Annotated in this window: 26 protein-coding genes; 8 read left to right on the plus strand and 18 right to left on the minus strand. The window is 72.3% G+C overall.

Features of this window, described 5'->3' with window-relative positions:
* Positions 1 to 109: 109 nt before the first annotated feature.
* Positions 110 to 604, minus strand: a complete 495-nt coding sequence (locus ACWEPL_RS09885; RefSeq protein ID WP_452435785.1) for an SRPBCC family protein — start codon at positions 602 to 604, stop codon at positions 110 to 112.
* A gap of 235 nt (positions 605 to 839) precedes the next feature.
* A complete protein-coding gene (locus ACWEPL_RS09890; protein ID WP_363973843.1) occupies positions 840 to 1,175 on the minus strand; it encodes an ArsR/SmtB family transcription factor in 336 nt (111 codons plus the stop codon).
* A gap of 84 nt (positions 1,176 to 1,259) precedes the next feature.
* Between ACWEPL_RS09890 and ACWEPL_RS09895 the strand changes: the two genes are divergently transcribed.
* Positions 1,260 to 2,681: a DHA2 family efflux MFS transporter permease subunit gene (locus ACWEPL_RS09895; RefSeq protein WP_452435786.1), complete on the plus strand. Its 1,422-nt coding sequence runs from the start codon at positions 1,260 to 1,262 to the stop codon at positions 2,679 to 2,681.
* A 206-nt stretch (positions 2,682 to 2,887) separates the two neighbouring features.
* Here ACWEPL_RS09895 and ACWEPL_RS09900 read toward each other — a convergent pair whose 3' ends face one another.
* The gene (locus ACWEPL_RS09900; RefSeq protein ID WP_452435787.1) at positions 2,888 to 3,658 is read right to left on the minus strand and encodes a helix-turn-helix domain-containing protein; all 771 of its coding nucleotides are present in this window, start codon (positions 3,656 to 3,658) and stop codon (positions 2,888 to 2,890) included.
* Positions 3,659 to 3,745: 87 nt separating this feature from the next.
* Between ACWEPL_RS09900 and ACWEPL_RS09905 the strand changes: the two genes are divergently transcribed.
* On the plus strand, positions 3,746 to 4,144 hold the full coding sequence (locus tag ACWEPL_RS09905) for a nuclear transport factor 2 family protein (RefSeq protein WP_452435788.1): 399 nt from the start codon (positions 3,746 to 3,748) through the stop codon (positions 4,142 to 4,144).
* A 4-nt stretch (positions 4,145 to 4,148) separates the two neighbouring features.
* Here ACWEPL_RS09905 and ACWEPL_RS09910 read toward each other — a convergent pair whose 3' ends face one another.
* Positions 4,149 to 5,168, minus strand: a complete 1,020-nt coding sequence (locus tag ACWEPL_RS09910; protein ID WP_452435789.1) for an aldo/keto reductase — start codon at positions 5,166 to 5,168, stop codon at positions 4,149 to 4,151.
* 185 nt (positions 5,169 to 5,353) lie between these two features.
* Between ACWEPL_RS09910 and ACWEPL_RS09915 the strand changes: the two genes are divergently transcribed.
* Positions 5,354 to 6,451 carry a MerR family transcriptional regulator gene (locus ACWEPL_RS09915; protein ID WP_452435790.1) on the plus strand — a complete coding sequence of 366 codons (1,098 nt, stop codon included), beginning with the start codon at positions 5,354 to 5,356 and terminating at the stop codon, positions 6,449 to 6,451.
* Positions 6,448 to 7,695, plus strand: coding sequence for an MFS transporter (locus tag ACWEPL_RS09920; RefSeq protein ID WP_452435791.1), 1,248 nt, complete (start codon positions 6,448 to 6,450; stop codon positions 7,693 to 7,695). Before ACWEPL_RS09915 ends, ACWEPL_RS09920 begins: the two co-directional genes overlap by 4 nt.
* On the opposite strand, the gene ACWEPL_RS09925 is transcribed toward ACWEPL_RS09920, so the two are convergent.
* Together ACWEPL_RS09925 and ACWEPL_RS09930 are read right to left on the minus strand one after the other, a co-directional pair.
* Positions 7,677 to 8,330, minus strand: coding sequence for an NAD(P)-dependent oxidoreductase (locus ACWEPL_RS09925; RefSeq protein WP_452435792.1), 654 nt, complete (start codon positions 8,328 to 8,330; stop codon positions 7,677 to 7,679). The two genes, ACWEPL_RS09920 and ACWEPL_RS09925, sit on opposite strands and share 19 nt — an antisense overlap.
* A gap of 56 nt (positions 8,331 to 8,386) precedes the next feature.
* On the minus strand, positions 8,387 to 9,070 hold the full coding sequence (locus ACWEPL_RS09930; protein WP_350730538.1) for a carboxymuconolactone decarboxylase family protein: 684 nt from the start codon (positions 9,068 to 9,070) through the stop codon (positions 8,387 to 8,389).
* 74 nt (positions 9,071 to 9,144) lie between these two features.
* Between ACWEPL_RS09930 and ACWEPL_RS09935 the strand changes: the two genes are divergently transcribed.
* The 4 genes from ACWEPL_RS09935 (at position 9,145) to ACWEPL_RS09950 (ending at position 13,003) form a co-directional block, all read left to right on the plus strand.
* On the plus strand, positions 9,145 to 9,753 hold the full coding sequence (locus ACWEPL_RS09935) for a TetR/AcrR family transcriptional regulator (RefSeq protein WP_363973819.1): 609 nt from the start codon (positions 9,145 to 9,147) through the stop codon (positions 9,751 to 9,753).
* Positions 9,754 to 9,944: 191 nt separating this feature from the next.
* Positions 9,945 to 11,165, plus strand: a complete 1,221-nt coding sequence (locus tag ACWEPL_RS09940; RefSeq protein WP_452435793.1) for a riboflavin synthase — start codon at positions 9,945 to 9,947, stop codon at positions 11,163 to 11,165.
* The gene (locus tag ACWEPL_RS09945) at positions 11,162 to 11,929 is read left to right on the plus strand and encodes a class I SAM-dependent methyltransferase (protein ID WP_452435794.1); all 768 of its coding nucleotides are present in this window, start codon (positions 11,162 to 11,164) and stop codon (positions 11,927 to 11,929) included. The genes ACWEPL_RS09940 and ACWEPL_RS09945 overlap by 4 nt, the downstream gene beginning before the upstream one ends.
* 294 nt (positions 11,930 to 12,223) lie before the next feature.
* Positions 12,224 to 13,003, plus strand: coding sequence for a maleylpyruvate isomerase family mycothiol-dependent enzyme (locus tag ACWEPL_RS09950; RefSeq protein WP_452435795.1), 780 nt, complete (start codon positions 12,224 to 12,226; stop codon positions 13,001 to 13,003).
* A 29-nt stretch (positions 13,004 to 13,032) separates the two neighbouring features.
* On the opposite strand, the gene ACWEPL_RS09955 is transcribed toward ACWEPL_RS09950, so the two are convergent.
* The 12 genes from ACWEPL_RS09955 to ACWEPL_RS10010 all read right to left on the minus strand — a co-directional run bounded on the left by ACWEPL_RS09955 (position 13,033) and on the right by ACWEPL_RS10010 (position 24,323).
* Positions 13,033 to 14,319, minus strand: a complete 1,287-nt coding sequence (locus ACWEPL_RS09955; protein ID WP_452435895.1) for a sensor histidine kinase — start codon at positions 14,317 to 14,319, stop codon at positions 13,033 to 13,035.
* Positions 14,319 to 14,984 (minus strand): two-component system response regulator CseB, encoded by a 666-nt coding sequence (gene cseB / locus ACWEPL_RS09960; RefSeq protein WP_452435796.1) that lies wholly within the window; start codon positions 14,982 to 14,984, stop codon positions 14,319 to 14,321. Before cseB ends, ACWEPL_RS09955 begins: the two co-directional genes overlap by 1 nt.
* A 15-nt stretch (positions 14,985 to 14,999) precedes the next feature.
* Positions 15,000 to 16,175 carry an ABC transporter permease gene (locus ACWEPL_RS09965; protein ID WP_452435797.1) on the minus strand — a complete coding sequence of 392 codons (1,176 nt, stop codon included), beginning with the start codon at positions 16,173 to 16,175 and terminating at the stop codon, positions 15,000 to 15,002.
* Between the two features lie 2 nt (positions 16,176 to 16,177).
* Positions 16,178 to 16,852, minus strand: a complete 675-nt coding sequence (locus ACWEPL_RS09970) for an ABC transporter ATP-binding protein (protein WP_452435798.1) — start codon at positions 16,850 to 16,852, stop codon at positions 16,178 to 16,180.
* The gene (locus ACWEPL_RS09975) at positions 16,845 to 18,554 is read right to left on the minus strand and encodes a peptidoglycan-binding protein (protein ID WP_452435799.1); all 1,710 of its coding nucleotides are present in this window, start codon (positions 18,552 to 18,554) and stop codon (positions 16,845 to 16,847) included. The genes ACWEPL_RS09970 and ACWEPL_RS09975 overlap by 8 nt, the downstream gene beginning before the upstream one ends.
* On the minus strand, positions 18,554 to 19,354 hold the full coding sequence (locus tag ACWEPL_RS09980; RefSeq protein ID WP_452435800.1) for a hypothetical protein: 801 nt from the start codon (positions 19,352 to 19,354) through the stop codon (positions 18,554 to 18,556). Before ACWEPL_RS09980 ends, ACWEPL_RS09975 begins: the two co-directional genes overlap by 1 nt.
* A 123-nt stretch (positions 19,355 to 19,477) precedes the next feature.
* A complete protein-coding gene (locus ACWEPL_RS09985; RefSeq protein WP_452435801.1) occupies positions 19,478 to 20,098 on the minus strand; it encodes an SRPBCC family protein in 621 nt (206 codons plus the stop codon).
* Complete coding sequence (locus ACWEPL_RS09990) at positions 20,098 to 20,442, minus strand: ArsR/SmtB family transcription factor (protein ID WP_192784068.1); 345 nt, start codon at positions 20,440 to 20,442, stop codon at positions 20,098 to 20,100. The genes ACWEPL_RS09985 and ACWEPL_RS09990 overlap by 1 nt, the downstream gene beginning before the upstream one ends.
* A 54-nt stretch (positions 20,443 to 20,496) precedes the next feature.
* Positions 20,497 to 21,102, minus strand: coding sequence for an energy-coupling factor transporter transmembrane component T family protein (locus tag ACWEPL_RS09995; RefSeq protein ID WP_355196443.1), 606 nt, complete (start codon positions 21,100 to 21,102; stop codon positions 20,497 to 20,499).
* Positions 21,099 to 21,773 carry an energy-coupling factor ABC transporter ATP-binding protein gene (locus ACWEPL_RS10000; RefSeq protein ID WP_350730556.1) on the minus strand — a complete coding sequence of 225 codons (675 nt, stop codon included), beginning with the start codon at positions 21,771 to 21,773 and terminating at the stop codon, positions 21,099 to 21,101. Before ACWEPL_RS10000 ends, ACWEPL_RS09995 begins: the two co-directional genes overlap by 4 nt.
* On the minus strand, positions 21,770 to 22,963 hold the full coding sequence (locus ACWEPL_RS10005) for a thiolase family protein (RefSeq protein WP_452435802.1): 1,194 nt from the start codon (positions 22,961 to 22,963) through the stop codon (positions 21,770 to 21,772). The genes ACWEPL_RS10000 and ACWEPL_RS10005 overlap by 4 nt, the downstream gene beginning before the upstream one ends.
* Before the next feature lies 1 nt (position 22,964).
* Positions 22,965 to 24,323 (minus strand): class I adenylate-forming enzyme family protein, encoded by a 1,359-nt coding sequence (locus ACWEPL_RS10010; RefSeq protein WP_452435803.1) that lies wholly within the window; start codon positions 24,321 to 24,323, stop codon positions 22,965 to 22,967.
* Between the last annotated feature and the right edge of the window lie 6 nt (positions 24,324 to 24,329).

Below are 24,329 nucleotides of genomic sequence, written 5' to 3' on the forward strand. Positions count from 1 at the left end.
GCGGCGACCTGGATCCGCTCCGATCGCGCGGCGGCGCAGGCGGGGGGCTAGAGCAACGGTGTCGTGACCGTTCAAGGGAGAGACGATGCGCACCACGAGCGTGAGGGGATCAGACTTCTCCGGCGTCGATGACCCGGCCGAGGTTGTCCAGCTCGTTGCCGCGGCCGGCCGTCAGGCGCTGGGTCCACTCCTCGTCGTGCATCGCGTCCATGGTCATGACGACGTGGACGCCGTCGCCGGTGGACTGGATCTCGACCACGGTGAGGAAGTCGTACGGCTCCACCCCCGGGATGAAGTCGGCCAGCGAGGTGTAGGAGAGCCGCGTGGGCTCGTCCACCTCGACGAAGGTCTTGCGCGACTCGGTGCTCAGCGGCAGCCCGGCGCCCTCCATGAACGCGATCTGCTCGGGCGCGGTCGCGGTCATCGTGTAGATCAGCTCGCCGCCGGGCCGCAGGTCCAGTTTCCCGACGTTGACCGTGAAGCCGTCGGGCGACCACCAGGACTCGATGCCGGCACTGGTGGTCCACAGGCGCCACACGTGCTCGGGCGTGGTCGCGTAGGTGCGCTCGATCCGGACGGTCTTGGCCACGGGTGAGACGGTCATGATTGCTCCCTTTGAGGTGCGGTTACGCGAACGATCCTCCTCGTGAGGGCCCGTGGCAGACAGATGTAAATGTCACGAGACAGGTGATGAGTTCCGGGCCGGCCGGGCGGTGCGCCCGCCCGGCTCCGACCACTCGTGGCCGCCGAACCCGCGGATCCTGGGCAGCCCGCCGGCGGCGGCCTGCGGACGGCACCCGGGACGCTCGATCATTCTCGCTTACGGCCTGCTCCCTTATTCACTGCGGGCCGCCGTCCGGCGGGTCGGCCGCGCTGAGGCGCAGGATCGGGTCGAGCAGGCCCGGGAAGCGGTCGCTCAGATCGTCGGCGCGCGGCCGGATCCGCCGGTGCCGGCCGTCGACGGTCATGGTGATCAGCCCGGCCTCGCGCAGGATCCGCCAGTGGTTGGACAGCGTCGACAGCGGCACGTCCAGGCCGTCGGCGAGAGCGGAGCAGGTCGACTCGGGGTTGTCCCAGGCCCGCCGTACCAGCTCCAGGCGCACCGGATCGCCGAGCGCGTGGAGGACTGGCGCGAGCGTCAACGACTCGCGCGCCGGCTGGGGTAGCGGTCGCATGCCCTCCACAATACAACGCTTCGACACTTCGGAATTATCGAACTATGGTGTGCCAGAGCATCCGCCCCATGAGAGGGAGCAGCTTTGACCGCACACGGAAGCACGCACCGGACAGCGTTACTCGCAGTGGCCTGCCTGGGCCAGTTCATGGTGCTGCTCGACAGCACGATCGTCGGCGCGGCGCTGCCCGACATGCAGCAGCGGCTGCACACCCAGCTGACCGGCCTGCAATGGATCGTCGACGCCTACGTGCTGCTGGTCGCCATGCTGTTGCTGTCCGGCGGCGTCTTCGCCGACCGCTTCGGTCGCAAGCGGGTGTTCCTGGCCGGCGTCGTGGTGTTCACCGTCGCGTCCGTGGTGTGCTCCGTCGCACCCTCGCTCGGCTGGCTGATCGCCGGTCGGGTGGTGCAGGGCATCGGGGCCGCGGCGCTGAGCCCCGCCTCGCTGGCCCTGCTCGCCGCCGCGTATCCCGTTCCGCAGGAACGGGTCAAGGCGATCGGGCTGTGGGCCGGATTCAGCGGGATCGGCCTGGCCGCCGGACCGTTGGCCGGCGGCATCCTGGTGGACGCCTTCGGCTGGCCCGCCATCTTCCTCGTCAACGCGCCCATCGGCGCGATCCTGCTGCTGGTCGGTATGCGCGTCCTGAGCGAGTCCCGCAATCCGAACGCGCCGGCGATCGACCTCCCGGGGACGGTCCTGTCCGTGCTGGGCGTGGGAGCGCTGACCTTCGGGCTGATCGAGGGCGGCTCCCGTGGCTGGACCTCGCCGGTGATCCTGGGCACCTTCGCCGCCGCGGTGGCGATCCTCGCCGTCTTCGTCGTCGTCGAAGGACGTGGTGCGACGCCGATGCTGCCGCTGCGGCTGTTCCGGCAGAGGCTGTTCACGGTGTCCAACACGGCGATGGTCGTGGTGGGTTTCGCGCTCATGGGTTCGTCCTTCTTCTTCTCCCAGTTCTTCGTGTACGTCCAGGGCAGTTCGGTTCTACTGGCCGGCCTGCAGACCCTGCCCGCCTCGCTCGCCATGGTGATCGTCAGCCCGTTCGCGGGCCGGTTCGCGGCCAGGTACGGCTTCCGGATCGTGGTCACCATCGGCCTGGCGCTGGCCGGGCTGGGGCTGCTGGCGCTGGGCTTCGTGCACGCGGACACCGGCTACGGGAACGTGTGGTGGCGGCTGGCCATCGTCGGCATCGGGTTCGCCCTGACCATGTCCCCGCTGACCGGCGCCGCCATCCAGGCGGTCAGCCCGCAGGAGGGAGGCCTCGCGTCGGGCATCAGCAGCACCACCCGGCAGATCGGCGCGGTGCTCGGCGTGGCGGTGCTCGGAGCCGTCGTCCGCACCCAGGAGGCCGGCGGCGCGTCCTTCGAGGCCGGCCTCGACAGCGCCTTCGTCGCGGCCGGCGTCGTCACCCTGGCCGGCGCCGTGTTCACCGGCCTGTGGCTGGTGAGGTCCAGGCCCGCGGAAGTCTCCACGCCGCAGGCGCCCACCGTCACGACACCGTCCGGATGAGCCGTCAGCCGGCCCCGCTCGGTCCCGGTCAGGAGAGCTAACCTGCGAGGACTCTGTCCCAGTCGACCGTCTTGGCCCACTCGGCGTAGCTGCGCCATCGCACGGCGGGGTACCGTACGCCACCACCACGTGACCGCGCTGCAGAGGCAGGTCGGCGACGGCGCCGCCCGCGATCAGCAATTCCGGGATCTCAACCGCGGTTGAGGTCAAGCACGGACGAGGTTCTCGAAGTAGGCGGCGCTCTCCGCGTCCTCCGGGTAGTACGACTCGATCGCGATCTCGTCCAGCGTGATGTCCAGCGGGGTGCCGAACGTCGTGGTGGTCGAGAACAGCCGCAGTTCCCGTCCGCCGAAGTTGAAGATCATCGGGATCACGACCTCGGACTCGACGGGGTGGCCCGCGTCCTCGGAGCCGGGCGCCAGCAGCTCCTCGTAGAGCGCGGTGAGCTCGGGGTCGGGGGCGGTGGCGAGCTGACGCGCGATCCGGGTACGGAGCACCACGCGCATCTCGGCCAGATTGACGATCCGAGGGGCGAACCCGCGCGGGTCCAGTCCCAGGCGCAGCATGTTGATCGGCGGCCGCAGCAGATCGGGGGCGACGTCCGCGAGGAACGGGCCGAGAGCGCGGTTGGTCATCACGATGTTCCACCGGCGGTCGATGACCAGCGCCGGGTACGGCTCGTGTGCGCGGAGCACCCTCTCGACCGCGCCCCAGGCCGCCGACAGCGCGTCCCCGCCGAGCGGCCGCTCGGCGTAGCGGGGTGCGAAGCCGGCGGCCAGCAGCAGCCGGTTGCGCTCACGCAACGGCACCTCGAGCTGATCCGCGAGCCGGAGGATCATGTCGGCGCTCGGGTTGGACTTGCCGGTCTCCACCAGGCTGACGTGACGAGCCGAGACGTCGGCGGCGATCGCGAGATCGAGCTGGCTGATTCGCCGCCGATGCCGCCACTGCCGCAACAGCTCCCCGACCGTGTACATGCCCGCCGATGCTACTCCTCGTGGCGCCGGGCGCCATGAAATGCGAGTTCATCGACAACCGTGGGCAACGGTCGAAACACTGCCGCCATGACTACGCAGAACCTGACCACAGACAACAAGAGCATCGTCCAGCGGGCGCTGACGGCACTGGTCGCGACGGGCGACGTCGATGCGCTCGCGCCGTTGCTGAGCGAGGACTTCGTCCATCACCGGCCGGGTCCGACCTCGTCGACCAAGGCGGAATGGCTCGCCGCCGTGCGCGCCGCGCTCGGCCCGCTCGCCGGCATGCAGGTGGAGATCCATCACGTGCTGGCCGAGGGTGATCACGTCGTGATGTACTCGCGACGCCGGCTCCCCGGTGCCGGGCCGGAGATCGCGGTCGTCGACATCTGGCGGTTGGACGACGGGCTGATCGCCGAGGCGTGGGAGATCATCGAGCCGGTGGCCCAGGTGGCCGCCAATCTGGTGTGGTGGGAGTCCGCCTGAGCGATCAGCGGCGGCGTAGCGACGGGTCGAGCAGGGAAGGCGGGGTGTCGTACTTCTCCTCCGGGGCCAGGTCGACGCCGGGCGCGACGATCGTGTCGATGGCGTCGAGCACGTCGGCGGAGAGCACCGTGTCGGCGGCGGCGAGGTGCGAGCGCAGGTGGTCCAGCGTGCGGGGGCCGATGATCGCGCTGGTCACGGCCGGGTGCGCGGTCACGAAACCGAGCGCGAGCTGGATCATCGTCAGCCCGGCCGCGTCGGCGACCTTCGCCAGTCGCTCGACCGCGTCGAGCCTGGTGCGGTTGGACGGGATGGAGGTGTCGAAGCGCCGCGGCATGAACGCCGAGCGGTTGGTGGCGATCTCCCGGCCCTGCCGGATCGCGCCCGACAGCCAGCCCGAGGCCAGCGGGCTCCACACCAGCACGCCGAGCCCGTACTGCTCGGTCACGGGCAGGACGTGGCTCTCGATACCGCGCTGCAGGATCGAGTAGCTGGGCTGCTCGGTGACGTAACGGCTCAGGTGGTGTTCGCGGGCGGCCCATTGGGCCTGGACGACGCGGTGGGCGGGGAAGGTCGAGGAGCCGAAGTAGCGGATCTTCCCCGCGCGCTGCAGGTCGGTCAGGGCCGACAGCGTCTCCTCGTCGCTGGTCGTCGGGTCCCACCGGTGGATCTGGTAGAGATCGACGTGGTCGACGCCGAGGCGGCGCAGGCTGTTGTCCAGCTCGGTGACCAGCCAGCGGCGCGAGCCGCCCTGATGGTTGCGCTCCTCGCCCATCGGCAGGCTCGCCTTCGTGGCCAGCACGATGTCGTCGCGGCGGCCGGCGATGGCCTTGCCGACCATCTCTTCCGACTCGCCGTCGCTGTACATGTCGGCGGTGTCGATGAGGTTGACCCCGGCTTCGAGGGCGGCGTCGACGATGGCGGTGGCGTCGTCCTGGGTGGTGCGTCCGATCCTGCCGAAGTTCATCGCGCCGAGCACGAGCGAGCTGACCTGCACACCGGTACGGCCCAAGGTGCGGTACTGCATGACTGTGTTTCCTCCTGGATTAAACGGAACCATGTTCCGATAAAGATAGGGAATGTGGTTCCGTTTTGGCAACTTGCCTGTGCTGTGCATGCGGAACTGGTTTCCGGAAAGTGCGGTGTTGACCTTCCCCTAGGGTGAAGCCGCAGCATCGTCGGTACCGGCCACGGTGGCCGGGACGAGGAGGAATGGTGCGGCTGCTGACGATCGGGGCGTTCGCTCGGGCCGCGCGGTTGTCGCCGAAGGCCCTGCGGCTCTACGACCAGCTCGGGTTGCTGCGACCGGCCGCGGTGGACGGCGAGTCCGGATACCGGTTCTACGACCCGGGACAGCTGGAGCGGGCCCGGTTGATCGCCTGGCTGCGGCGGCTGGGCATGCCGCTGGCACGCATCCGGCGGGTGTGCGACCTGCCGGCGGGCGCGGCGGCCGAGGAGATCGCCGGCTACTGGCAGCAGGTGCTGGCCGAGACCGCCGCCCGTGGAGAGCTGGCCACGTTCCTCGTCGACTATCTGTCGGGGAGGGGAAGCACCGTGGAAGAGACGGCGACGATGCTGGGGATCCGTTACGCGGCCCGGTCGGAGTCGGGCCTGGTGCGTACGAGCAACCAGGACACCGCCTACGCCGGCCCCCGGTTGCTGGCGGTGGCCGACGGGGCCGGCGGGACGGGCGGGGACCTGGCGAGCGCGGCGGCCGTCGACGCGCTCAAACCGCTGGAGACGCTGGCCGTACCGGCCGAGGACCTGCTCGGCGCGCTCGCCGAGGCGGTCGGAGAAGCCGAGCGGGCCATCGGGGAGATCGCCGCCTCGACGCCGTCGGGTGAGGCGGTGACCACGTTGACCGCGCTGCTGTGGTCGGGGTCGCGGCTGGCGCTGGTGCACATCGGTGACACCCGGGCGTACCTGGTGCGGGACGGCGAGCTGTTCCAGATCACCCATGACCACACCTATGTGCAGGGGCTGGTCGACGAGGGCCGGTTGACCGTGGAGGAGGCCGCCTCGCATCCGCAGCGCGCGCTGCTCGCACGAGCGCTGACCGGTACGGGCGGGGCCCGGCCGGAACTGTCGCTGCACGCCGCCGCGGCCGGCGACCGGTACCTGCTGTGCTCCGACGGGCTGTCCACCGTCGTCCCGGCCGGAGCGCTGCGCGCGGCGCTGACCGGGCCCGGCGCCCCCCAGCAGGTGCTCGACGAGCTGGTGGCGCTGGCGTACGCCGCCGGCGCCCCCGACAACATCGCCTGCGTCGTGGCCGACGTGGTGAGCCTGGACGCCGATGAGGCCGGACGATGATCACCTCAACGGCCCGGTCGCTCGGCGCCTACACCGTCGACCGCCGCCCGCTGGCCATCGCGGCCTACCGGCGCTTGTGGGTGTCATCGGCGGTTTGCGCCGTCGGTGGTTCGTTCAGCGTGGTCGCCGTGCCGGCGCAGCTGTTCACGGTGACCGGCTCCTCGGCGGCCGTGGGCGTGGCGGGGGCGGTGTCGTTCGTCGCGCTGGTGGTGGCGGCGTTAGGGGCGGGCGCGCTCGCCGATGTCATGGACCGGCGAAAGGTGCTGCTGGCGGCCCACTGCGGCCTGGCGCTCACGTACGTGGCCTTCTGGACGCAAGCCGTGCTGGGCGGACGTTTCGTCCCCATCCTGATGGTGCTGGTCGCCTGCCAGGGACTGTCCTTCGCCGCGATCATGACCACGATGGGCGCCGTGGTGCCCCGCCTGGTCCCGGTCGAGCTCCTGCCGGCGGCCAACAGCCTCAGCTCCCTGACCCGCTACGCCGGGTCGATCCTCGGGCCGGTGCTGGCCGGCGCCTTGATACCGGTGGTCGGGCTCGGTGCGCTGTACCTGTTCGACGCCGTCGCGCTGCTGGCCGTCGTGTGGGCGGTCGTCAAGCTCCCGCCGCTGCCGCCCCGACCCCACCCGGCCACGCAGCGCCGGTCGGCGGCCGGGTTCCGGTATCTGGCGGCCAGCCGGCTGCTGGTGGCGGTGCTCCTGGTGGACCTCGCGGCGATGGTCTTCGGCATGCCGACGGCCCTGTTCCCGGAGCTCGCCCAGCAGACCTACGGCGGGCCCGCGGGAGGCGGCGTTGAGCTGGGGCTGCTGTACGCCGCCTATCCGGCCGGGGTGGTCACGGCCGGGCTGATGTCGGGCACGTTCACCCGGGCCCGACGCCACGGCGCGCTCATGGCGGCGGCCGCCGCGGCGTGGGGCATCACCGTGGCGCTCCTCGGGCTGGCCGCCCAGCTGTGGCTCGCCCTGGTGGCGCTCGTCCTCGGTGGCGCGGTCAACTTCGTGCTGAGCACCTTCCGCAACGCCATCACACAGGCGCACACCCACGACTCCATGCGCGGCCGGATCCAGGGCTCGCTCACCGTCGTCCTCTTCGGCGGCCCGCACCTCGCGAACCTGCTGCACGGGGCCGCCACCTCGATCCTCGATCATCGGCTGGTGATCTGCGTCGGCGGGCTGCTCACCACGGTGACCGTGGCCGTGGTCGCATGGGCCCTGCCGGAGCTGCGCAACTACACCGCCGGCCCCTGAGAGGCGACCGAGACGACGTGGCGGACGGACGACGGGTCGTCGATGAGGTCGAGCATGCAGTGGGCCACGTCGGCGCGGGTGGTGCTGAGCCCTCCTCTGATGTTGAGGTCCCGTGCGGTCCGGTACTGACCGGGCCGCTCGGTGTCGAGCAGCCGGGAGGGTCGCACGATGGTCCAGTCCAGGTCGGAGGCGCGCAGCAGCTCCTCGGCCCGGGCCAGGTCGGTGTAGGACTGGCGGAACAGGCGTTGCACGATGAGCGGCTTGAGCACGTACCGGGTGAAAAAGCCGTCGCCCGCGTCGGCGACCAGACCGCTGGCGCTGACCAGCAGCATGCGGCGGGCCTGCGCCTGGGTCATGGCCTGGATGATCGAGGTGGTGCTGGCGCTGTGGACGGTGGTGGGGCCGCGATCGCGCGTGCCCATCGCGGACAGCACGGCCCCGCAGCCCTTGACCGCCGGGAAGATGGCGTCCGGGTTCATCACGTCGGCCTCGACGACGTCCAGCCGCCCGCGCAGTTCGGCGGGCAGCCGGGACGCGTCGCGTACGACGGCGGTGACCTCGTGGCCGAGACCGAGGGCCTGGCGCAGGAGCTGCAGGCCGATGCCGCCGGTCGCGCCGAAGACCGCGAGTCTCATCAGTGTCGCCCCTCTCGGTAGGTGAGTATTCACTCACCCTACCTCGCGGGGACGGATCAGGCGAAGACCGTGCCCGCCTCCGTGAACAGGGCATTCAGCGCCCGCATGCCGCGCCACGCCTTCGTCAGGCCGAACTGGGCGGAGAAGCGCACCACGGCACGCGCCTCCTCCGGCGTGGCGCCCGCCTTCAGGGCCCGCGTCACGTGGACGCGGAAGCTCTCCTCCAGCGTCTGGAAGAGCACGTCGACGGTCATGGTCGCGAACGCGCGCTCGCGAACGGTCAACCGCCGCATCCCCGCGCGCATGCGCGACTGCAGGTCCATGTAGTCGGCGAAGGCGGGGTCGAGATTGCGTACGGCCTGCCGGGTCGGCGCGGGGATCGGGCTGGTCAGCCCGTCGGCGTCGATCGGGTGCCCGTCGCCCGTGGGGCCGGGCAGGCCCTGCTCGCGTTCGATGTCGACCAGGCGGGCCAGCGCCGACAGGGCCGCCGGGTAGCCGCTGTCGTAGGCGATGAAGCGCAGGAGTTCGCGCAGGTCGTCGGCGGACAGCCCGTTCTCGTACGCCATCGCCACGTGCGCCTCGAAAGGCAGCCCGAGGGTCTGCTGGCAGACGTCGCCGACCAGGGACAGCAGGATTTTCTCCCGCATGGACAGCTCGGTGATCTCCTCCCAGATCATGCGGTCGGTGGCCTCGCTCATCTCCGCGAACACCGGGTCGAGCGTCTTGGCGTGGACTTTCATCGATGCTCCTCGATAACTGTACGGCTGTAGCGCTACGACTGTAGTGCAACGCCCGTCTCGTTACAATGGCTCCCATGAACGTGACCAACCCCCGCTCCCGGGGCCGCAACCCCCGAGGCCAGGGCGAGCGGCTGCGCGAGGACATCGTCACGGCCGCCCTACGGCTGCTCGACGAGCTCGCCGACGACCAGGCCCTGTCGATGCGCGCGGTCGCGCGGGAGGTCGGCATCGCCGCCACCTCCGTCTACATCCACTTCGCCGACCGCGACGCCCTCGTCCTGGCCGCTCTGGAGCAGTGCCACCGCGACCTCGTACGCGCCCTCGACCAGGCCGAGACCGCCGCCGACCCGGTGGCGCGCCTACGCGCCCGCCTGCTCTACCTGGGCGACTGGGTACGCCGGCACCCGGGCCTGTACAAGGTCCTCCACGAGAGCACGCTCAACCAGCGGGCCAGCATGGAGTTCAAGCAGGAGCTGGGCGAGCGCACCACGGCCGCGGTGCGGCGCTGCATGGACGCCGGGCTCGCCGCCCCCGGCGACGCCGCGGAGGTCTCGCTCGACCTCCGGGCGGCGGTGCACGGGGCCGTGTCGATGCGGGTCAACCAGCCCGACCTGCCCTGGCCGCCGCTGGAGGCGCAGATCGACCGGTTCCTGATCAAGCTGGCCGGGATCTCTCTGGGTTAGACGCTTTGATCTCCCGGGCCGCCGGGTGATAAAAGGTTGATTGGTGCGATTCCAAGGTGCGGCGGTGACAGCCCGCCGGTTCTGCCGGTTCCGGCGGGACGACTCGGTGCGACTCCGGGCCACGCGGTGACACCCCGCCACCTCTCGGGCCTGTCCGGCCCCTGGTTCCCGCTGTCGAGAGGTGGTGTCGCATGTTCACCGGAAATATCCAGGAAATCGGCACGGTGGTGGCCGTCGACGAGGCGCGCATCGCGGTCAGTGCCCCCGGGGCCGCCGCCGGCGCGCCGGGTTCGATCTGCCTGAACGGCGTGGGCCTGACCGTCCTCAGGACCGCGCACGAGACGCAACCGCTGGAGGCCGGGCTGTCGGCGGAGACGCGGCGCAGATCGACCCTCGACCAGATCAGGCCGGGCACGCGGGTCAACGTGGAGACCCCGTTGACGCTGGGCGACCCGCTCGCCGGTCACCTGGTCCAGGGCAACGTGGACGCCGTGGGCAAGATCGTGCGGATCGATGACGAGGGGGTCGCACGGCGCTTGTGGATCAAACCGCCCGAGCGCTTCCTCTCGCTGGTCGTCGCGAAGGGGCAGATCGCGGTCGACGGCGTCAGCCTCACCGTCGCCGAGGTGGCCCGCGACCGGTTCTCGGTGGCGCTGATCCCGCTGACGCTGCGGGCCACCACGCTGTCGGAGCTGTCCGTCGGCGATCGGGTGAACCTGGAGCCCGACCTGGTCGTCCGCCTGGCCCGCCGCCGCCTGCCCGACCTGGCGAAGTCGGTGACCGAGGTGGTCGCGGCACTTCCCTGGGCCGGACGGCTCTCGGGCGCGCGCGGCGTGCAGCAGGCGCTCACGCAGCTCGCCGCCGGAGGAGCCGTGGTGATCTGGGACCCCGAGCGGGAGGGCGAAGGCGACGTGGTGTTCGCGGGGGCCCGGCTGCGCCCGGAGGCGTTCACGTTCCTGCTCACCCAGGTGTGCGGCCATCCGACCGTGCCCTGCGCGCCCGAGGTCCTCGACCGGCTGGAGATCGGCCCCGTCCCCGGCCCCGGCGACCGGCACGGCACCCGCCCGCACATCCCCGTGGACCTGGCCTCCGGGACCGGCACCGGGGTGTCGGCCGCCGAACGCGCCGCGACCGTGCGCCGCCTGGCCCATCCGGACGCCAGGCCGGCCGACTTCCTGCGGCCGGGACACGTCTTCCCGCTCGCCGCCCGCCCCGGAGGGCTGGCCGAACGCGCCGGACACACCGAGGCCACCGTGGCCATGTGCGTGGCGGCCGGGCTGCCGCCCGTCGGGGTGTGCTGCGAGGTCATGAACCCCGACGGCACCATGGCCGGCGCCGCCGACCTGGAGATCGCCGCCCTGCGCTGGGGCCTGCCCCTGCTGGACGTGTCCGACCTCGGGAAGCACCTGTGACCGCCAATCCGTACGAGTCGATCGGGCTCGGCTACTCCCGCCACCGCCGCCCCGACCCCCGGATCGCCGGCCTGATCGACCAGGCCCTGGGGCCCGCCCGGACGGTGGTCAACGTGGGCGCCGGGACCGGCTCCTACGAACCGCGCGGCCGGCAGGTCACCGCCGTGGAGCCGTCCACGGTGATGATCGAGCAGCGTCCTCCCGGCTCCGCGACGGTCGTCCAGGGCTATGCCGAGTCCCTGCCCTTCCCCGACCGGTCGTTCGACGCCGCGATGGCGATCCTCACCGTCCACCACTGGACCGACGCGGCCGCGGGCCTCGCCGAGCTGCGCCGGGTGTCCGCCCGGCAGGTCGTCCTCACCTGGGATCCCGCCGTCACGGCACGATTCTGGCTGGTCGCGGAGTACCTCCCGGAGATCGCCGAAGCCGACGCCCGGCTTGCCGCCCTCGCGGTGGTCGAGACCCACCTCCGGCGTGACGGAACGCCGGTGACCGTCGTCCCGGTCCCGGTGCCGGCCGACTGCACCGACGGGTTCCTGGGCGCGTACTGGCGACGCCCGCACTGCTACCTCGACCCGCAGGTCCGCGCCGCCATCTCCGCGCTGGCGACCCTCGACCAGGAGCGGGTCGAGCGCGCGATGCGGCGCCTCGCCGCCGACCTCGCGACCGGGCGCTGGAACGAACGCCACCGGGCTCTCCTCGACGCCGACACGCTCGACCTCGGCTACCGCCTGGTGACAACGTCCAGCACGGCCACCGCCTGATGATGGTCGGCGATCAGGCAGGTACGCAGAGGGCCGTCCCAAGCGGTCGAGACGCCGGCTCGCGGGTCCGAATCCCAGGAGGCCCCGGTCAGGTCCGCTTGCGGCACGCCACCGCTGCCTTGATCGCCGCCGAAGTCCGGAGAATGTCCGGTCACTGACCTGGTCAGGCGCGCTTCCGCAAGCCACAATCAGTGCGGTGTTTCGCCCCTGATCATCGACACCGACCGGCGGCCGGCATTGAGTGACCTGGCCCCCGAACTTCGGCAAGATCACAAAGCACTTGGAGGTGCAGCGATGGACACACCCGCGTATGTGAAGGCCGTTGTCGAGCAGACGGGCACCTTTGCCGATTGGGTGCACGGCAGGGATGCGGCGGCCCCGGTGCCGACATGTCCGAAGTGGACGCTGGCCGATCTTGTCGACCATGTCGGCGGGACACAGCGTATGGTCGCCATGCTCGTGGGTGAGCAGATGACCGAGCCGAGCAGGGCGTTCGCCGGCTACGTTCCGGGTCCGGCCGATTCGGGCCAGTGGCGCGCCTGGCTGAACGACGGCGCGGCCGAGGCGAGACAGGCGTTCGCATCGGTCGCCGATGACACGCCGGTGTGGGATCCGTCGGGCGGCGCCGCAGGCGTGCCGTTCTGGTCACGTCGGTTGTTCGCCGAGGCTTGCGTGCATCGCGCGGACGCGGCTGCGGCACTCGGCATGCCGTTCGAGTTGGCTCCGGAGCTTGCCGTTGCGGCCCTCGAGGACTGGCTGGACACGATGGCGTCCCGCGGCTATTGGGAGAACAGGGCGGGCTTCGCCGATGCGATGCGCGGGGGCGGTCAGACTCTGCACTTCCACGCAACCGACGCGCCTGGGGAGTGGGTGGCACGCCGGGAACCGGACATGGTCGTGCTGGAGCGCACGCACACCAAGGCGGACGTCGTGGTACGCGGCCCAGCCGTCGAGCTCCTGCTCGTGATCAGCAGGCGTCGCCCACTGGATGCGGCTCCCACGCTGGAATTGCAGGGGGATCGGGCGCTGCTCGACCACTGGATCGAACACATGGACTGGGTCACCGACGGCTGACCCACGGTGGTGGGGCCTGCTCCTCGAAGTCACGGCAAATGTCCACTGGGGTGATCTGTCGAGCGCAAGCCCCGTGGAAGGCGGAGGGTGGCGACGGCGCCGCCGCCGGGGGCGTTGGCCAGGGTCAGGTCGGCGCCGATGACCTGGGCCTGGCCCAGCGCGATCGTCAGCCCGAGGCCGTGGCCGCGGCCGCGTTCGGCGGCGCCCGTGCGGAAGCGCGTCGGGCCGTCGGCGAGGAGCTCAGGAGGGAAGCCCGGCCCCCGGTCGCGGACCTCGATCACGTGGTCCCGGACCGTGATCTCCACCGGGGGCGCACCGTGGCGGTGGGCGTTGAGGACGAGGTTGGCGAGGATGCGGTCCAGGCGGCGCGGGTCGGTCTCGGCCACCGGATGACCCGAGGCCGTCACGCGGGTCTCGACCCCCACCCGGGCCGCGGACTCCTCCGCCACCTCGGCCAGCGGCACCCGTACGCGCTCGGCGACCTCGGCGCCCGTGTCCAGCCTGGAGACCTCCAGCAGGTCCTCCACCAGCGAGCGCAGCACCCGGACCCGGTCGCGTACCAGATCGGTGGCCTCGCTCTCCTCCAGCAGCTCGACCGCGGCGACCAGGCCCATCAGCGGGGTCCGCAGGTCGTGGGCAACATCGGCGGTGAAGCGCTGCTCGGCCAGCAGCCGGTGCTGCAGGCTCGCCGCCATGGAGTCCACGGCGGTGGAGATGTCAGAGATCTCGTCGCGCCCGCCCCACCGGGAGAGGCCCCGGCGGTCCGCGGCGACGCGGGCGTCCAGGTCGCCGTCCGCGATCCTGCGGGCGGTGGCGGCGACCCGGCGCAGGCGCCGGTTGGCCAGCTCGGCAATGCCCATCGAGACCGGCAGCACCACGGCGAGCGCGGTCAGCGCGGCCCGGACCATGGCTCGGTCGAGGGCACTCAGCCCGCGCATGTCCGAGGTCATGTCGACCTTCGGGGCGGCCACGAGCCCATCGCCCACCGGCTGTGCCGCCCACATCCACCGCTGTTCGGCCCGCAGGTCGTCGTACCAGGTGGCGGGTGACTCGACGGCCAGCCGCGCGCGCAGGGTCGGGGGCAGCTCGTCCACACTCATGATCGACTCGGTGTACGGGACCAGCCCCTCCTCGGGAGGAGCGTCCCTGCGGTGCTTGTCGGCGACCTCCGCGGCCGACACCAGCGCCCGCTCCTCGCCCAGCCGCATCGTGCGCTCGAGCGTCGTGCGGTGGACCAGGATCCCGACCACGGTCACGATCGCGCAGCAGGCCAGCGTGATCAGTGCCGCCAGCTTCCAGCGCAGCGAGCCCAGCATCACGACCTGCGCAGCTTGTAGCCGAACCCGCGCACCGTCTCGATCCGGTCCGTGCCGATCTTCCTGCGCAGCCGCTGCACGCAGAGGTCGACCACGCGGCTGTCGCCGTCCCAGCCGTAGTCCCACACGTTACGCAGCAGCGTGGCGCGCTCCAGCACGATCCCCGGATTGGCGGCGAACTCCAGCAGCAGGCGCAGCTCGGTCGGCGCCAGTTCGACCAGCCGCCCGCCGAGCCGCACCTCCAGCGCCGCCGGGTCCACCGTCAGCTCCCCGAACGTCAGCACGCCCGATGAAGGGGCAGGAGCAGTGGTACGGCGCATTAGCGACCTGATCCGGGCCACCAGCACCGGGATGTCGACCGGCTTGACCACATAGTCGTCGGCACCGGCCTCCAGGCCCGACACCACGTCCAGCGAGTCGCCGCGCGCCGACATCATCAGGATCGGCACCTGGCTGGACTCCCTGACCCTGCGGCACAGGCCGATGCCGTCCAGGCCGGGCAGCATCACATCCAGCAGCAGGAGGTCGTGGCCGCCCGCCCGGGCCGCCTCCAGGCCGCTCAGCCCGTCGGCGACGGTGGTCATCCGGTAGCCGTAGCGCTCCAGGGCCAGGCCGAGGGACTCACGGATCACCGCGTCATCTTCGACGAGCAGCAGAGATGTCATGAAAGGGCACCATATCTAGCGAAGTGCGTTGACCGGTTCCATGCGAGCGGCGCGCAGGGCCGGGTAGAGGCCCGCGAGCAGCCCGACGACGGCACCGGCGGCAGGCGCCATGAGGGCCAGCCGTACGTCCATGACGGGCGTCCACTGCTTGACGGCGCAGACCGCGACGATCACGACGATCCCTCCGGAAGCGCCGATGACGCCGCCGGTCAGGCCGGTGAGGGTGGACTCCAGCAGGAACTGCGCGGCGATGTGGCGGCGGGCGGCGCCGAGGGCGCGGCGCAGGCCGATCTCGGCGACGCGCTCCATCACGGTCACCAGCGTGACGTTGGCGATGCCGACCGCGCCGACCACCAGGGAGACCAGCCCGAGGATCAGGAAGAGGGCGTCGACGTCGCCTTCCACCGCATCGCGGGCCCTGGTGGGGCTGGGCGGCGAGCCGACCTGGAGGAGTGCCTCGTTGCCGGGGCTGAGCGCGGCCGGGGCCTGCCTGGCGATCAGTTCCGCGGCGCCGAGGCCGGTGTTGATCAGGACCCGGCTCACGGTGCTCAGGCCGTAGCGCCTGCCGACCGACGGCGGCAACATGACCGCGCTCGCGAGGCCCTTCTCGCGTCGCAGGTCGCCGAGGACGCCGATGACGGTGTACGCCTGCGCGCCGATGAAGACGGCCGGAGCCCGGCTCAGCCGGGTGATGCCCAGCAGCTCGGCCGCGTGCAGGCCCAGCACGACGACCTTGTCCCCGCGGGCGATGTGCCCGGCGTCGAAGTAGCGGCCCTCGATCATCCTGCCTTTGACCGCGGCGGGCAGGTCAGGGCTGCTGGAGACCACGGTCAGGGTCTGGTCGGTGACCCGGGTGGGGTCCACGATGTCGTTGGAACGGACGCTGAGGTTGGCGCTCTGCTTCGACTCGGCGAGGGCGGCGGCGGAGACCACCCCGCGCAGCCGGGTCACCCGGCCGATGTCGGCCCAGTCGACCAGGGGGAACGGGTTCTCCGGGACCTCGACCGTGACGGAGGTGGCGGTGAGCTCGTCGAAGCGGCCGACGATCTGGTTGCCCGCCGTCGCGGCGACGCCCAGGGTGACCACGAGCGTGGTGATGCCCAGCACCGTGCCCAGCGTGGTCAGCGCCGAGCGCACCGGGCGGGCCAGCAGCCCGGCCACGGCCTCGTTCAGCAGATCGCGAGGGTGCACCTCTACTCCTCCGTGAGGACGCCGTCGGTGATGCGCACCCGGCGCGCGGCCCGGTCGCTCACGTCGGTCTCGTGAGTGATGACCACGATGGTCATCCCCTGGGCGCGCAGCTCGTCGAACAGGTCGAGCACGGCGTCGGTGTTCCTGCTGTCGAGGTTGCCGGTGGGTTCGTCGCACAGCAGCAGCGACGGTTCGCCCATGAGGGCGCGGGCGATGGCGGCGCGCTGCCGCTCACCGCCGGACAGCCTGCCGGGCAGGAAGTCCACCCGGTGCGACAGCCGTACCCGCTCCAGGGCCCGCAGCGCGCGTTTCCGCCGCCCCGCGCGCGGTGCCGCGCCGTAGACCTCGGCCAGCATGACGTTCTCCAGCACGCTGCGGTGCGGCAACAGGTGGAAGGACTGGAAGACGAAGCCGATCCGGCTGCCGCGGATGGTGGTCCGCGCACCATCCTTCAAGGTGGTGGTCTCGATGCCGTCGAGCCGGTAGCTGCCGCTGGTCGGCCGGTCGAGCAGGCCGAGCGTGTTGAGCAGCGTGGACTTCCCGGACCCCGAGGGGCCAACTATGGCGACATAATCCGATTTTTCAACTCTTAGGGTGATGGCGGAGAGCGCTCTGACGGGAGGGTCGGCGGGGAACTCCTTGGTCAGGCCGTCGAGCAGGATGACCGGCTCAGGCACTGTTGATCACCACCAGGTCGCCCGGCTTGAGCTCGCCGGTCACCTCCACGGCCCCGTCGGCGGACAGGCCGGTGCGTACCTCGACCTCCTTGGTCCGGTCGGGCGCGATCTCCACCTGCACCCGGGCCCGGCCGTCCGCGGCGGTGACGACCGCCGCGGCGGGGACCACGAGCACCTCCCGGTCGGTGGCGCCGATGGTCACGCGAACCGTGACGGGCGCGCCGGCGAGCTTCTTGAGGCCCTTCATCGACGTGGGAGTGATCGTCACCGGCACGGCGCCCTTCGCGTCGCGTCCGCCGAGGGAGGTCACCGTGCCGGGGACGGTCTTGCCGGCCTCGGTCTCGATGCTCGCGTTCAGGCCGGGTTTCACCCGCTCGGCCTCGGCCACGTCCACCGAGCCCGAGACCACGAACGAGGCGCTGGTCACCGTGGCGACCGACTTGTCCACCGGCTCGCCCACCTTGACGGCCGGCTTGTGCAGGCGGGCGGGCAGCCTGGGCAGGAAGACGACCTCTCCCGGCGGTACGGTGACGCCGTAGGTGCGGGAGAACTCGGCCAGCAGCGCCCGTGCCGCGGCCAGGTCACGCTGGGCGTTGGCCACCTTCAGCTTGACGGGCGAGAGCTGCCTGGCCTGCCTGAGCGCCTGCTCGGCGGTGGCGACCGCCTCGCGCGCCAGCCGGACGTTCTTCCCCAGCTCGGTCAGCCGCGCGGCCCGCGTGATCCCGGCCTCCTTCAGTACGCGCTCCAGCGCCGACCTGGCGGCGGCCAGATCCGCTCGGGCGTTGGCGACCCGGAGTTCGAGCAGGCGGGTGTCGGCGGGCGGCCCGGCCGTGGCACTCACCGTGGGGCTGGGCCCGAGGCTGGGTGCCGCGGTGGGCGTCGCGGTGGCCTGGGCGAGCTCCTGCTGGGCCGCCAGCAGCTTCTCCTCGGCCGCCCGTACGGCGCTCTCGGCGGCCTCGACCTTGGCCTCGTCCTCGGTAGTGCGGTCCTGCGCCCGCGCGCTCCCGAGCGCCTGTTCGGCCTCCTTGAGATCCTGCCGGGCGCCGGCCAGCTTGAGTTTCAGCGGGAGCACATCCTTGCCCTGGTCAAGAGCCATGCGCTCGGTCGCGAGCACTTCCTGGGCGGTCCGTACGGCCCGGCGCAGGTCGTCGCGCTTCTGCCGGAGCTCCAAGGTGGGCTGCTGCGCCTCATAGCCCTTCTTGGCGTAGAAGCGCGACACCGCGGCGACGGTCGCCCGGTCGAACACGCCGGTCGCGGGCGCGCGGTGACCGAGCCTGCGCAGCGCCTTCTGCAACTGCTCGACATCGGCCCCCTTGGCGCCGGAGACGATGCTGCGGTGCATCGGCACCGTGCCGGAGAAGACGAACACCGGGCGCCCGTTCACCTCCATCATCACCGCGCCCTCCGCCAGGGTGCCCCGCCGGGGAGCGCGGGTCGCGCGCTGAGTGGTCTCGCTGCCGCCCACCACCCCGGCCAGCGACACCGGATAAGGCGAGCCGTACTCCAGCGCGCCGCTGACGACGACGGTGGCGAGCAGCTTACGCCGCTCGACCGCGACGGTGACCAGCGACGGTCTGGGCGGCTTGCGCGCCGCCGCCTCGTCGGCCGGGGAGCGCAGCAGGGCGGCCACTCCCCAGCCGGTCCCCGCGACCGCCAGGACCACGGCCAGCACGAGCAGCAGCTTTCCGCGAGGGGTGCGCATCACCGCTCTTGGAACCCGTACTTCACCCTGGCCTCGTTGGTGAGCCGCTTCTGCAGGGGGATGAAGGCGGCGTAGAAGTCCTTGCCGCATTCCAGGTCGACCAGCGCCGACCTGATCTCCCTGGCGAGGTACGGCCTGGCGGCCTCCGCCGTGACGGTGCCCGCCTTGCCGAGCCGGTCGGCCTGCTCGCTCCACAGCACCACGCCGCGGCCGCTCAGCGCGACCGGCTTCTCGGAGGTCACCCGCTCGCCCTTGGACTTCAGGCACTCGGCGAACGGCGCGGCGAGCTCCAGCAGCTTGGGGTCGCCGTCGAGAGTCTTGTCGATGTTCTCGATCTCCGTGGCCATCTGGTCCTGGTAGTCGGCGACCGAGGTGGCTTTGAGGCCGTTCACCTGCCGGAGGGCGGTGACCCGGCACTCGTTGAGGGTCTTGAGGTAGGCGTCCCGCCTGGCGCCGGAGAGGCCGTCGATCGTCGCCTGGTTGGGGTCCGGAGCCTGTGTCTCCGGCGGCTTCGGATAGACGACGGCGGAGAAGACGCCGAAGCCGTTCTTGCCGCGCTCGGCCTTCATCGCCGCGTAGTCAGCGGGGTTCGCCGCGGACTTCCTGGGCGGGCTGACCGAGGGGGTGTAGGCGAAACCCTTCTGCTTCATGCAGGTGGCGATGACGGTCTCGCGCTCGCGGGCCTTGTCCATCGTGGCACCGCCACCGCCACCGCCACCGCCGTCGGCCGCGGGGGCCGGGTCTCCCCCGCAGCCGGTCAGCACCGCCAGACCGAGCAGGCCACACATCAGCACACGCATCGGGGACTCCTTCCCGGTGACTCACGCCGCCCTTCGCGACGCCGTGGCCACTTTGGAGCCCTCTCCCGGCCGATCTGTATTGACCGGGTATCCGCGCGTGCTCAGCCGTGTATCCGCCGCGTATCAACGCTCCGGTTCGGGGGCGTAGAAGGCGGTGGTGGCGGCGACGGCCGTGGCGACCTCGTCCGGCTCGCCGCCCGCGGCCAGGTGGGCCTCGCCCCAGGCCCGGCTGCTCTCGGTGATGTAGCGCCGCCCCTCGCCGGTCTCGTGGAACGTGGCCTCGTCGACCCCTGTGTCGCCACCGGTCGACAGGTGCAGGGCCAGGCCCAGCAGCGACAGGTCCCAGCCCACGCCGGTCGCGCCCGGCCCGAACCGCCCCCAGAACTCCGGCGGCACCTCGGCGCTGTGGCGCAGCTCGAACAGGGTGCCGCCGTCCTGCGCGGACAGGTGCACCTCGACCTCGGAGAAGCCGGGGTTCGCGCCGAACAGCCAGCTGACCTTCAGCAGGCTGGGCGGCTCGCAGCGCAGGATCTCCCCGCCCGCGTTGCCCTGGAGCTGGTACGTCCCCCCGACCCGGAGGTCCCCGCTCACCGGCAGGAACCAGCGGGACAGGCGCTCGGCGTCGGTGCAGGCGTCCCAGACGTCCTCGACCTCGGCGTCGTAGTGCCGTCGCAGCACCACGCTCTTGACGTCGCCGTCCTTCACCTCGCGCTGCGCCTTGAGCAGCTCGTCCACGATATCCATCAGGTGTCCTTTTCGTTCATGCGGCGCTCGCGCTTGCCGCGGGCCAGCTCCGTCGCCAGCGCGTCCAGTCGTTGGGTCCAGAAGCCCCGAAATCGCTCCAGCCAGAGATCGACCTCCTGCAGCGGCCCCGGCTCGACGGCGTAGAGCCGCCGGGTGCCCTGGGCTCGTACGCTGGCGAAGCCGTTGTCGCGCAGCACCCGCAGGTGCTGGGAGACGGCCGGTTGGGAGATGCCGAACTCGCGCTGGATGACGCCGGTGAGCTCTCCGGAGCTCTGCTCACCGGCGGCCAGCAGCTCCAGGATCCGCCGCCGGACCGGATCGCCGAGGACGTCGAATGCGTGCACGACCTGATTGTTCAGGATTGGCTTATATAAGTCAAACCTGGGATAAGCCTGCGCTCAGTCGTCCAGGCCGCGGGCGCTCAGGGCCTCACCGAGGGCGTCGGCGTGCCGGAGGGAGCCGACCACCAGCGGCACGGCGAAGGCCCGGAAGCTGCGTTCGACGCCCCTGGCCCGCTGGGCCTCCCGGACGCGGGTGGCCAGCGCGGCCACGACGGGCACGCTGCGTACCGTCAGCGACAGCAGCAACGACAGCCGGAACGGGTCCAGACCCACGAACCTGGCCGGCGACAGGCAGCGCTCCAGCGCCGACATCATGGCCGAGGTGCGGGTCGTGAGCGTGACCAGCCCGGCCAGCGCGACCGCGAGGACCACGCGCAGCGTGGTGGACACCGCCCCCGGCAGGTCCACGAGCACCCACTGCATCCCGAACAGCCCCACCGCGAACCACCGCACCGGCCTGACCTGCGCCCACGCCGCCGCCACGCCGACCCCGGACAGCGCATAGAGACCGGCCGCCACGACCGCCGCGCCTGCCAGCGCGAGCGGCGAGCTCAGCAGCACCAGCCCCGTGCACGCCAGCGCCAGCCCCGCCAGCTTGGCGCCGGCCGGGAGCCGGTGCAGCGGCGAGGAGCCGGGGACGTAGGCGCCGGTGAGGCCGTTCACGACATGATCTTCCGGTAGTGGGTGATGGCCTCGTCGGGGGTGCCGTCGGCGACGACGCGGCCCTGGTCGAGCACCAGGACGCGGTCGAAGTCGGCCAGCAGCGGCAGGTCGTGGCTGACCACCAGCACCTGTTGCGGCAGCTCGCGCAGCAGGTCGGCGACCTGGCGGGAGTGGCGCAGGTCCAGCAGTGTGGTCGGCTCGTCCATGACGAGGATGTCCGGTTCGAGCACCATGACGGAGCACAGGGCGAGCAGCTGCTTCTGGCCTCCCGACAGGTGGTGGGCGGGGTGGTCGGCGTGCCCGGCCAGGCCGTACCGGTTGAGCACGTCGTGCACGCGCCGCTCGACCTCCTCGCGCGCCAGGCCCTTGCGGCGCAGGGAGAAGGCCACGTCCTCGGCCACGGTGGGCATCACGATCTGCGCGTCCGGGTCGGTGAACAGGAATCCGACGCCTCGCCTGATCTTGGCGGCGTGGCGGCGGGTGTCGAGGCCGAGCACGGTGACGCTGCCCGAGGTGGGCAGGGCCAGACCGTTGATCAGGCGGGCGAAGGTGCTCTTGCCCGACCCGTTGGCGCCGACCACGCCGATCCGCCGCTCGGGCAGGGCGGCGGTGACGCCGTTGAGGACGTCGCGGGCGCCGAGGCGTACGCGCACGTCGGCGAACTCGATCACGCCCGCGCTCCGTCCCGGCCGGTGCCGACCACCTCGAACAGGGCGGCCACGCCGAGCCCGCCGCCCACCGCGGCCGTCGCCAGGCCCAGCGTCCCCGGCGGGGCTCCCCCGCGCACGAGGCGGCCGAACAGCCGGGTCACCACGACCGCGCCGGTGGCGCCCCAGGGATGCCCCAGGGCCAGCGCACCGCCGTCGGCGCACACCCGATCGTCGTCCAGGGCGTCGATCCCGAGCGCGTCGGTGACGGCCAGCACCTGCGCCGCGAACGCCTCCACGATCTCCACCGCCGCGACCTGTTCCAACTCCACCCCCGCACGCGCCAGCACCCGCCGCACCGCCGGCACCGGACCCCACCCGGGCAGCTCGGGATCGCACCCGACGACGGCCCCGGCCACCAGCCGCATCCCCGGCAGGCCCGCGCGCAACCGCTCGGGCACGATGGCCACGGCCGCGGCGCCGTCGCTGACCGGGGAGGAATTACCGGCCGTCACTGTACCGTCCGCCACGAAGGCCGCGGGCAACCGGGCCAGCGACGCCGCCCGCAGCGGCCGGGGCCGCTGGTCGTCGCGGCGCCCGCCGATCGGGACGATCTCCTCCTTGAACCGGCCCGCCTCGCGGGCGGCCAGCGCCCTGGCGTGGCTGCGGCAGGCGTAGGCGTCCTGGCGCGCCCGGCTGACGCCGCGCGCCGCCGCCAGCGCCTCGGCGGCCGGCCCCATGTCGGGGTCGGGGTGACCGTGCGGGGCGAAGGGCGCCCTGGGGTACGGCTCCATGGCGCCCCGATGGGTACGCAGCGGCGCGGTCGAGGCGCTCTCCACCCCTCCCGCGATCACCAGGTCCATCTCCCCCGCCCGGACGGCCTGACCGGCCACCAGGATCGCGGCCAGCCCGCTGCCGCACTGCCGGTCCACCGTCAGGCCGGGCACCTCGTGCCCCAGGCCCGCCGCCAGGGCCGACACCCTGGCCACGTTCCCGCCGGGCCCCATGCAGTTGCCCAGCACCACGTCGTCCACCCGCCGCCCGGCCAGCTCGCGCGCCACGGCGGCGATCACGGGCGCGGCCAGCCGATCGACCGTCACGCCCTTGAACGCGTGCCCGGCCGTCCCGATGGGGGTGCGCCGGGCCGCCACGACGACGGGCTCGTCCCCGAGGGTCCGGGTCGCGGCTTCGTGGCGCGGATCGGAGTCGCGCATGTCAGATCAGCCGCCGGATGTCGGGGTCGCCGCCCGCCAGCCGGGCCGCGACCAGGGCTCGGGCGGGCTTGCCGGTCTGGGTGCGGGGCAGGCTCGGCACCGCGTACCAGCGGCGTGGCCGTTGCGCCTCGTCCAGGCCGCCCCTGGCCGTCGCCTCCAGCAGCGCGCGCGGCGGTGGCGTGGCGCACTCGGCCTCGATGACCGCCGTGACCACCGCACCCAGCGACGGGTGCGGCGAGCCGATCACGACGATGTCCCCCACACCGGGCACCTTCCTGAGCACCTCCTCGACGTCCTCGGGCACGACGGTGGCGCCCCCGGTCTGGATCGCGCCGTCACCCCGGCCGCGTACCCGCAGCACCTCTCCTACCCGGTACGGCTCCGCCACGTCTCCCACGCTCGCCCAACCGTCAGCGTCCCGGCGCAACGGGCCCGCGGCGCCGCCCAGATATCCGTCGGCCAGCCACGGCGAACGCGCCCACACCTCGCCGAGCCCGCCCTCGGGCCTGACCTCGATCTCCACGCCCGGAAAAGGGCGCAGCCCGCCCCCGTCGGCGTCCACCGCCACGAACGACAGCTCCGTCGCCCCGTAGTAGGACACGACCCGGACCCCCGCCCGGGCGGCCGCCGCCCGGGTGCCGGGGTCGAGGGCCGCGCCGCCGACGACGGCCACGCGCAGCGCCCCCGGGTGCTCCAGCACGTCGGGCAGCCGGTGCGGCACCAGGTGCACGACCGTGGCCCTGGCCAGCAGGCCGGGCAGCGTGCGGGAGGGCCGGCGGCCGGGAAGGAGGGCCGTCGCCCCGGTGGCCAGGGTGTGGACGGCGGCGAAGGCGTACAGGCTGGAGACGAGGGGGCCAGGGATCAGCACGACGTCGTCCGGGCCGATCCCGGCCAGCTCGCCGAGGTGCGGGAACGACTCCGTCCACGACGCGCGGGTGCGCACGATCGCGCGCGGCCGGCCGGTGCTGCCCGAGCTGAAGCACGCCCACGCCCGGTCCCCGGGCTCCGGATCGTGCCGCACCGCCGGACCCGCCACCCCGGGCAGCGGCGCGTCCACGAGGAAACCGGGTCCAGGAGCGGCGACGCTCGTCCACCGCTCCCGGTCCCAGGCGGGGTCGCCCACCAGCGGCGTCGCGCCCGCCAGGTCGGCCGCGAGCACGGCGGTGAGCAGCTCGACCGGGTCCGCCAGGCCGATCGAGACCAGCGCGCCCGGGCCGATCCCTCGGCCGAGCAGGTGGCGGGCGGCGCCGTGGATCCGTTCGGCGAGCTGGGCGTAGGTGAGCTCGGCGAAGGGGCCGCACACCGCCGGGTGCGAAGGGCGTTCGGCGGCGTGCCGCATCACGTGTTGTGCAACGGGCATCGAGCG

This window comes from Nonomuraea sp. NPDC004186 (assembly GCF_053603495.1).

Excerpts from the sequence above, each read along its gene's own strand:
- ACWEPL_RS09885 (WP_452435785.1), bottom strand. The coding sequence starts at position 604 with ATGACCGTCTCACCCGTGGCCAAGACCGTCCGGATCGAGCGCACCTAC.
- ACWEPL_RS09890 (WP_363973843.1), bottom strand. The coding sequence starts at position 1,175 with ATGCGACCGCTACCCCAGCCGGCGCGCGAGTCGTTGACGCTCGCGCCA.
- ACWEPL_RS09900 (WP_452435787.1), bottom strand. The coding sequence starts at position 3,658 with ATGTACACGGTCGGGGAGCTGTTGCGGCAGTGGCGGCATCGGCGGCGA.
- ACWEPL_RS09905 (WP_452435788.1), top strand. The coding sequence starts at position 3,746 with ATGACTACGCAGAACCTGACCACAGACAACAAGAGCATCGTCCAGCGG.
- ACWEPL_RS09910 (WP_452435789.1), bottom strand. The coding sequence starts at position 5,168 with ATGCAGTACCGCACCTTGGGCCGTACCGGTGTGCAGGTCAGCTCGCTC.
- ACWEPL_RS09915 (WP_452435790.1), top strand. The coding sequence starts at position 5,354 with ATGGTGCGGCTGCTGACGATCGGGGCGTTCGCTCGGGCCGCGCGGTTG.
- ACWEPL_RS09920 (WP_452435791.1), top strand. The coding sequence starts at position 6,448 with ATGATCACCTCAACGGCCCGGTCGCTCGGCGCCTACACCGTCGACCGC.
- ACWEPL_RS09925 (WP_452435792.1), bottom strand. The coding sequence starts at position 8,330 with ATGAGACTCGCGGTCTTCGGCGCGACCGGCGGCATCGGCCTGCAGCTC.
- ACWEPL_RS09930 (WP_350730538.1), bottom strand. The coding sequence starts at position 9,070 with ATGAAAGTCCACGCCAAGACGCTCGACCCGGTGTTCGCGGAGATGAGC.
- ACWEPL_RS09935 (WP_363973819.1), top strand. The coding sequence starts at position 9,145 with ATGAACGTGACCAACCCCCGCTCCCGGGGCCGCAACCCCCGAGGCCAG.
- ACWEPL_RS09940 (WP_452435793.1), top strand. The coding sequence starts at position 9,945 with ATGTTCACCGGAAATATCCAGGAAATCGGCACGGTGGTGGCCGTCGAC.
- ACWEPL_RS09950 (WP_452435795.1), top strand. The coding sequence starts at position 12,224 with ATGGACACACCCGCGTATGTGAAGGCCGTTGTCGAGCAGACGGGCACC.
- ACWEPL_RS09955 (WP_452435895.1), bottom strand. The coding sequence starts at position 14,319 with ATGCTGGGCTCGCTGCGCTGGAAGCTGGCGGCACTGATCACGCTGGCC.
- cseB (WP_452435796.1), bottom strand. The coding sequence starts at position 14,984 with ATGACATCTCTGCTGCTCGTCGAAGATGACGCGGTGATCCGTGAGTCC.
- ACWEPL_RS09975 (WP_452435799.1), bottom strand. The coding sequence starts at position 18,554 with ATGCGCACCCCTCGCGGAAAGCTGCTGCTCGTGCTGGCCGTGGTCCTG.
- ACWEPL_RS09980 (WP_452435800.1), bottom strand. The coding sequence starts at position 19,354 with ATGCGTGTGCTGATGTGTGGCCTGCTCGGTCTGGCGGTGCTGACCGGC.
- ACWEPL_RS09985 (WP_452435801.1), bottom strand. The coding sequence starts at position 20,098 with ATGGATATCGTGGACGAGCTGCTCAAGGCGCAGCGCGAGGTGAAGGAC.
- ACWEPL_RS10005 (WP_452435802.1), bottom strand. The coding sequence starts at position 22,963 with ATGCGCGACTCCGATCCGCGCCACGAAGCCGCGACCCGGACCCTCGGG.
- ACWEPL_RS10010 (WP_452435803.1), bottom strand. The coding sequence starts at position 24,323 with ATGCCCGTTGCACAACACGTGATGCGGCACGCCGCCGAACGCCCTTCG.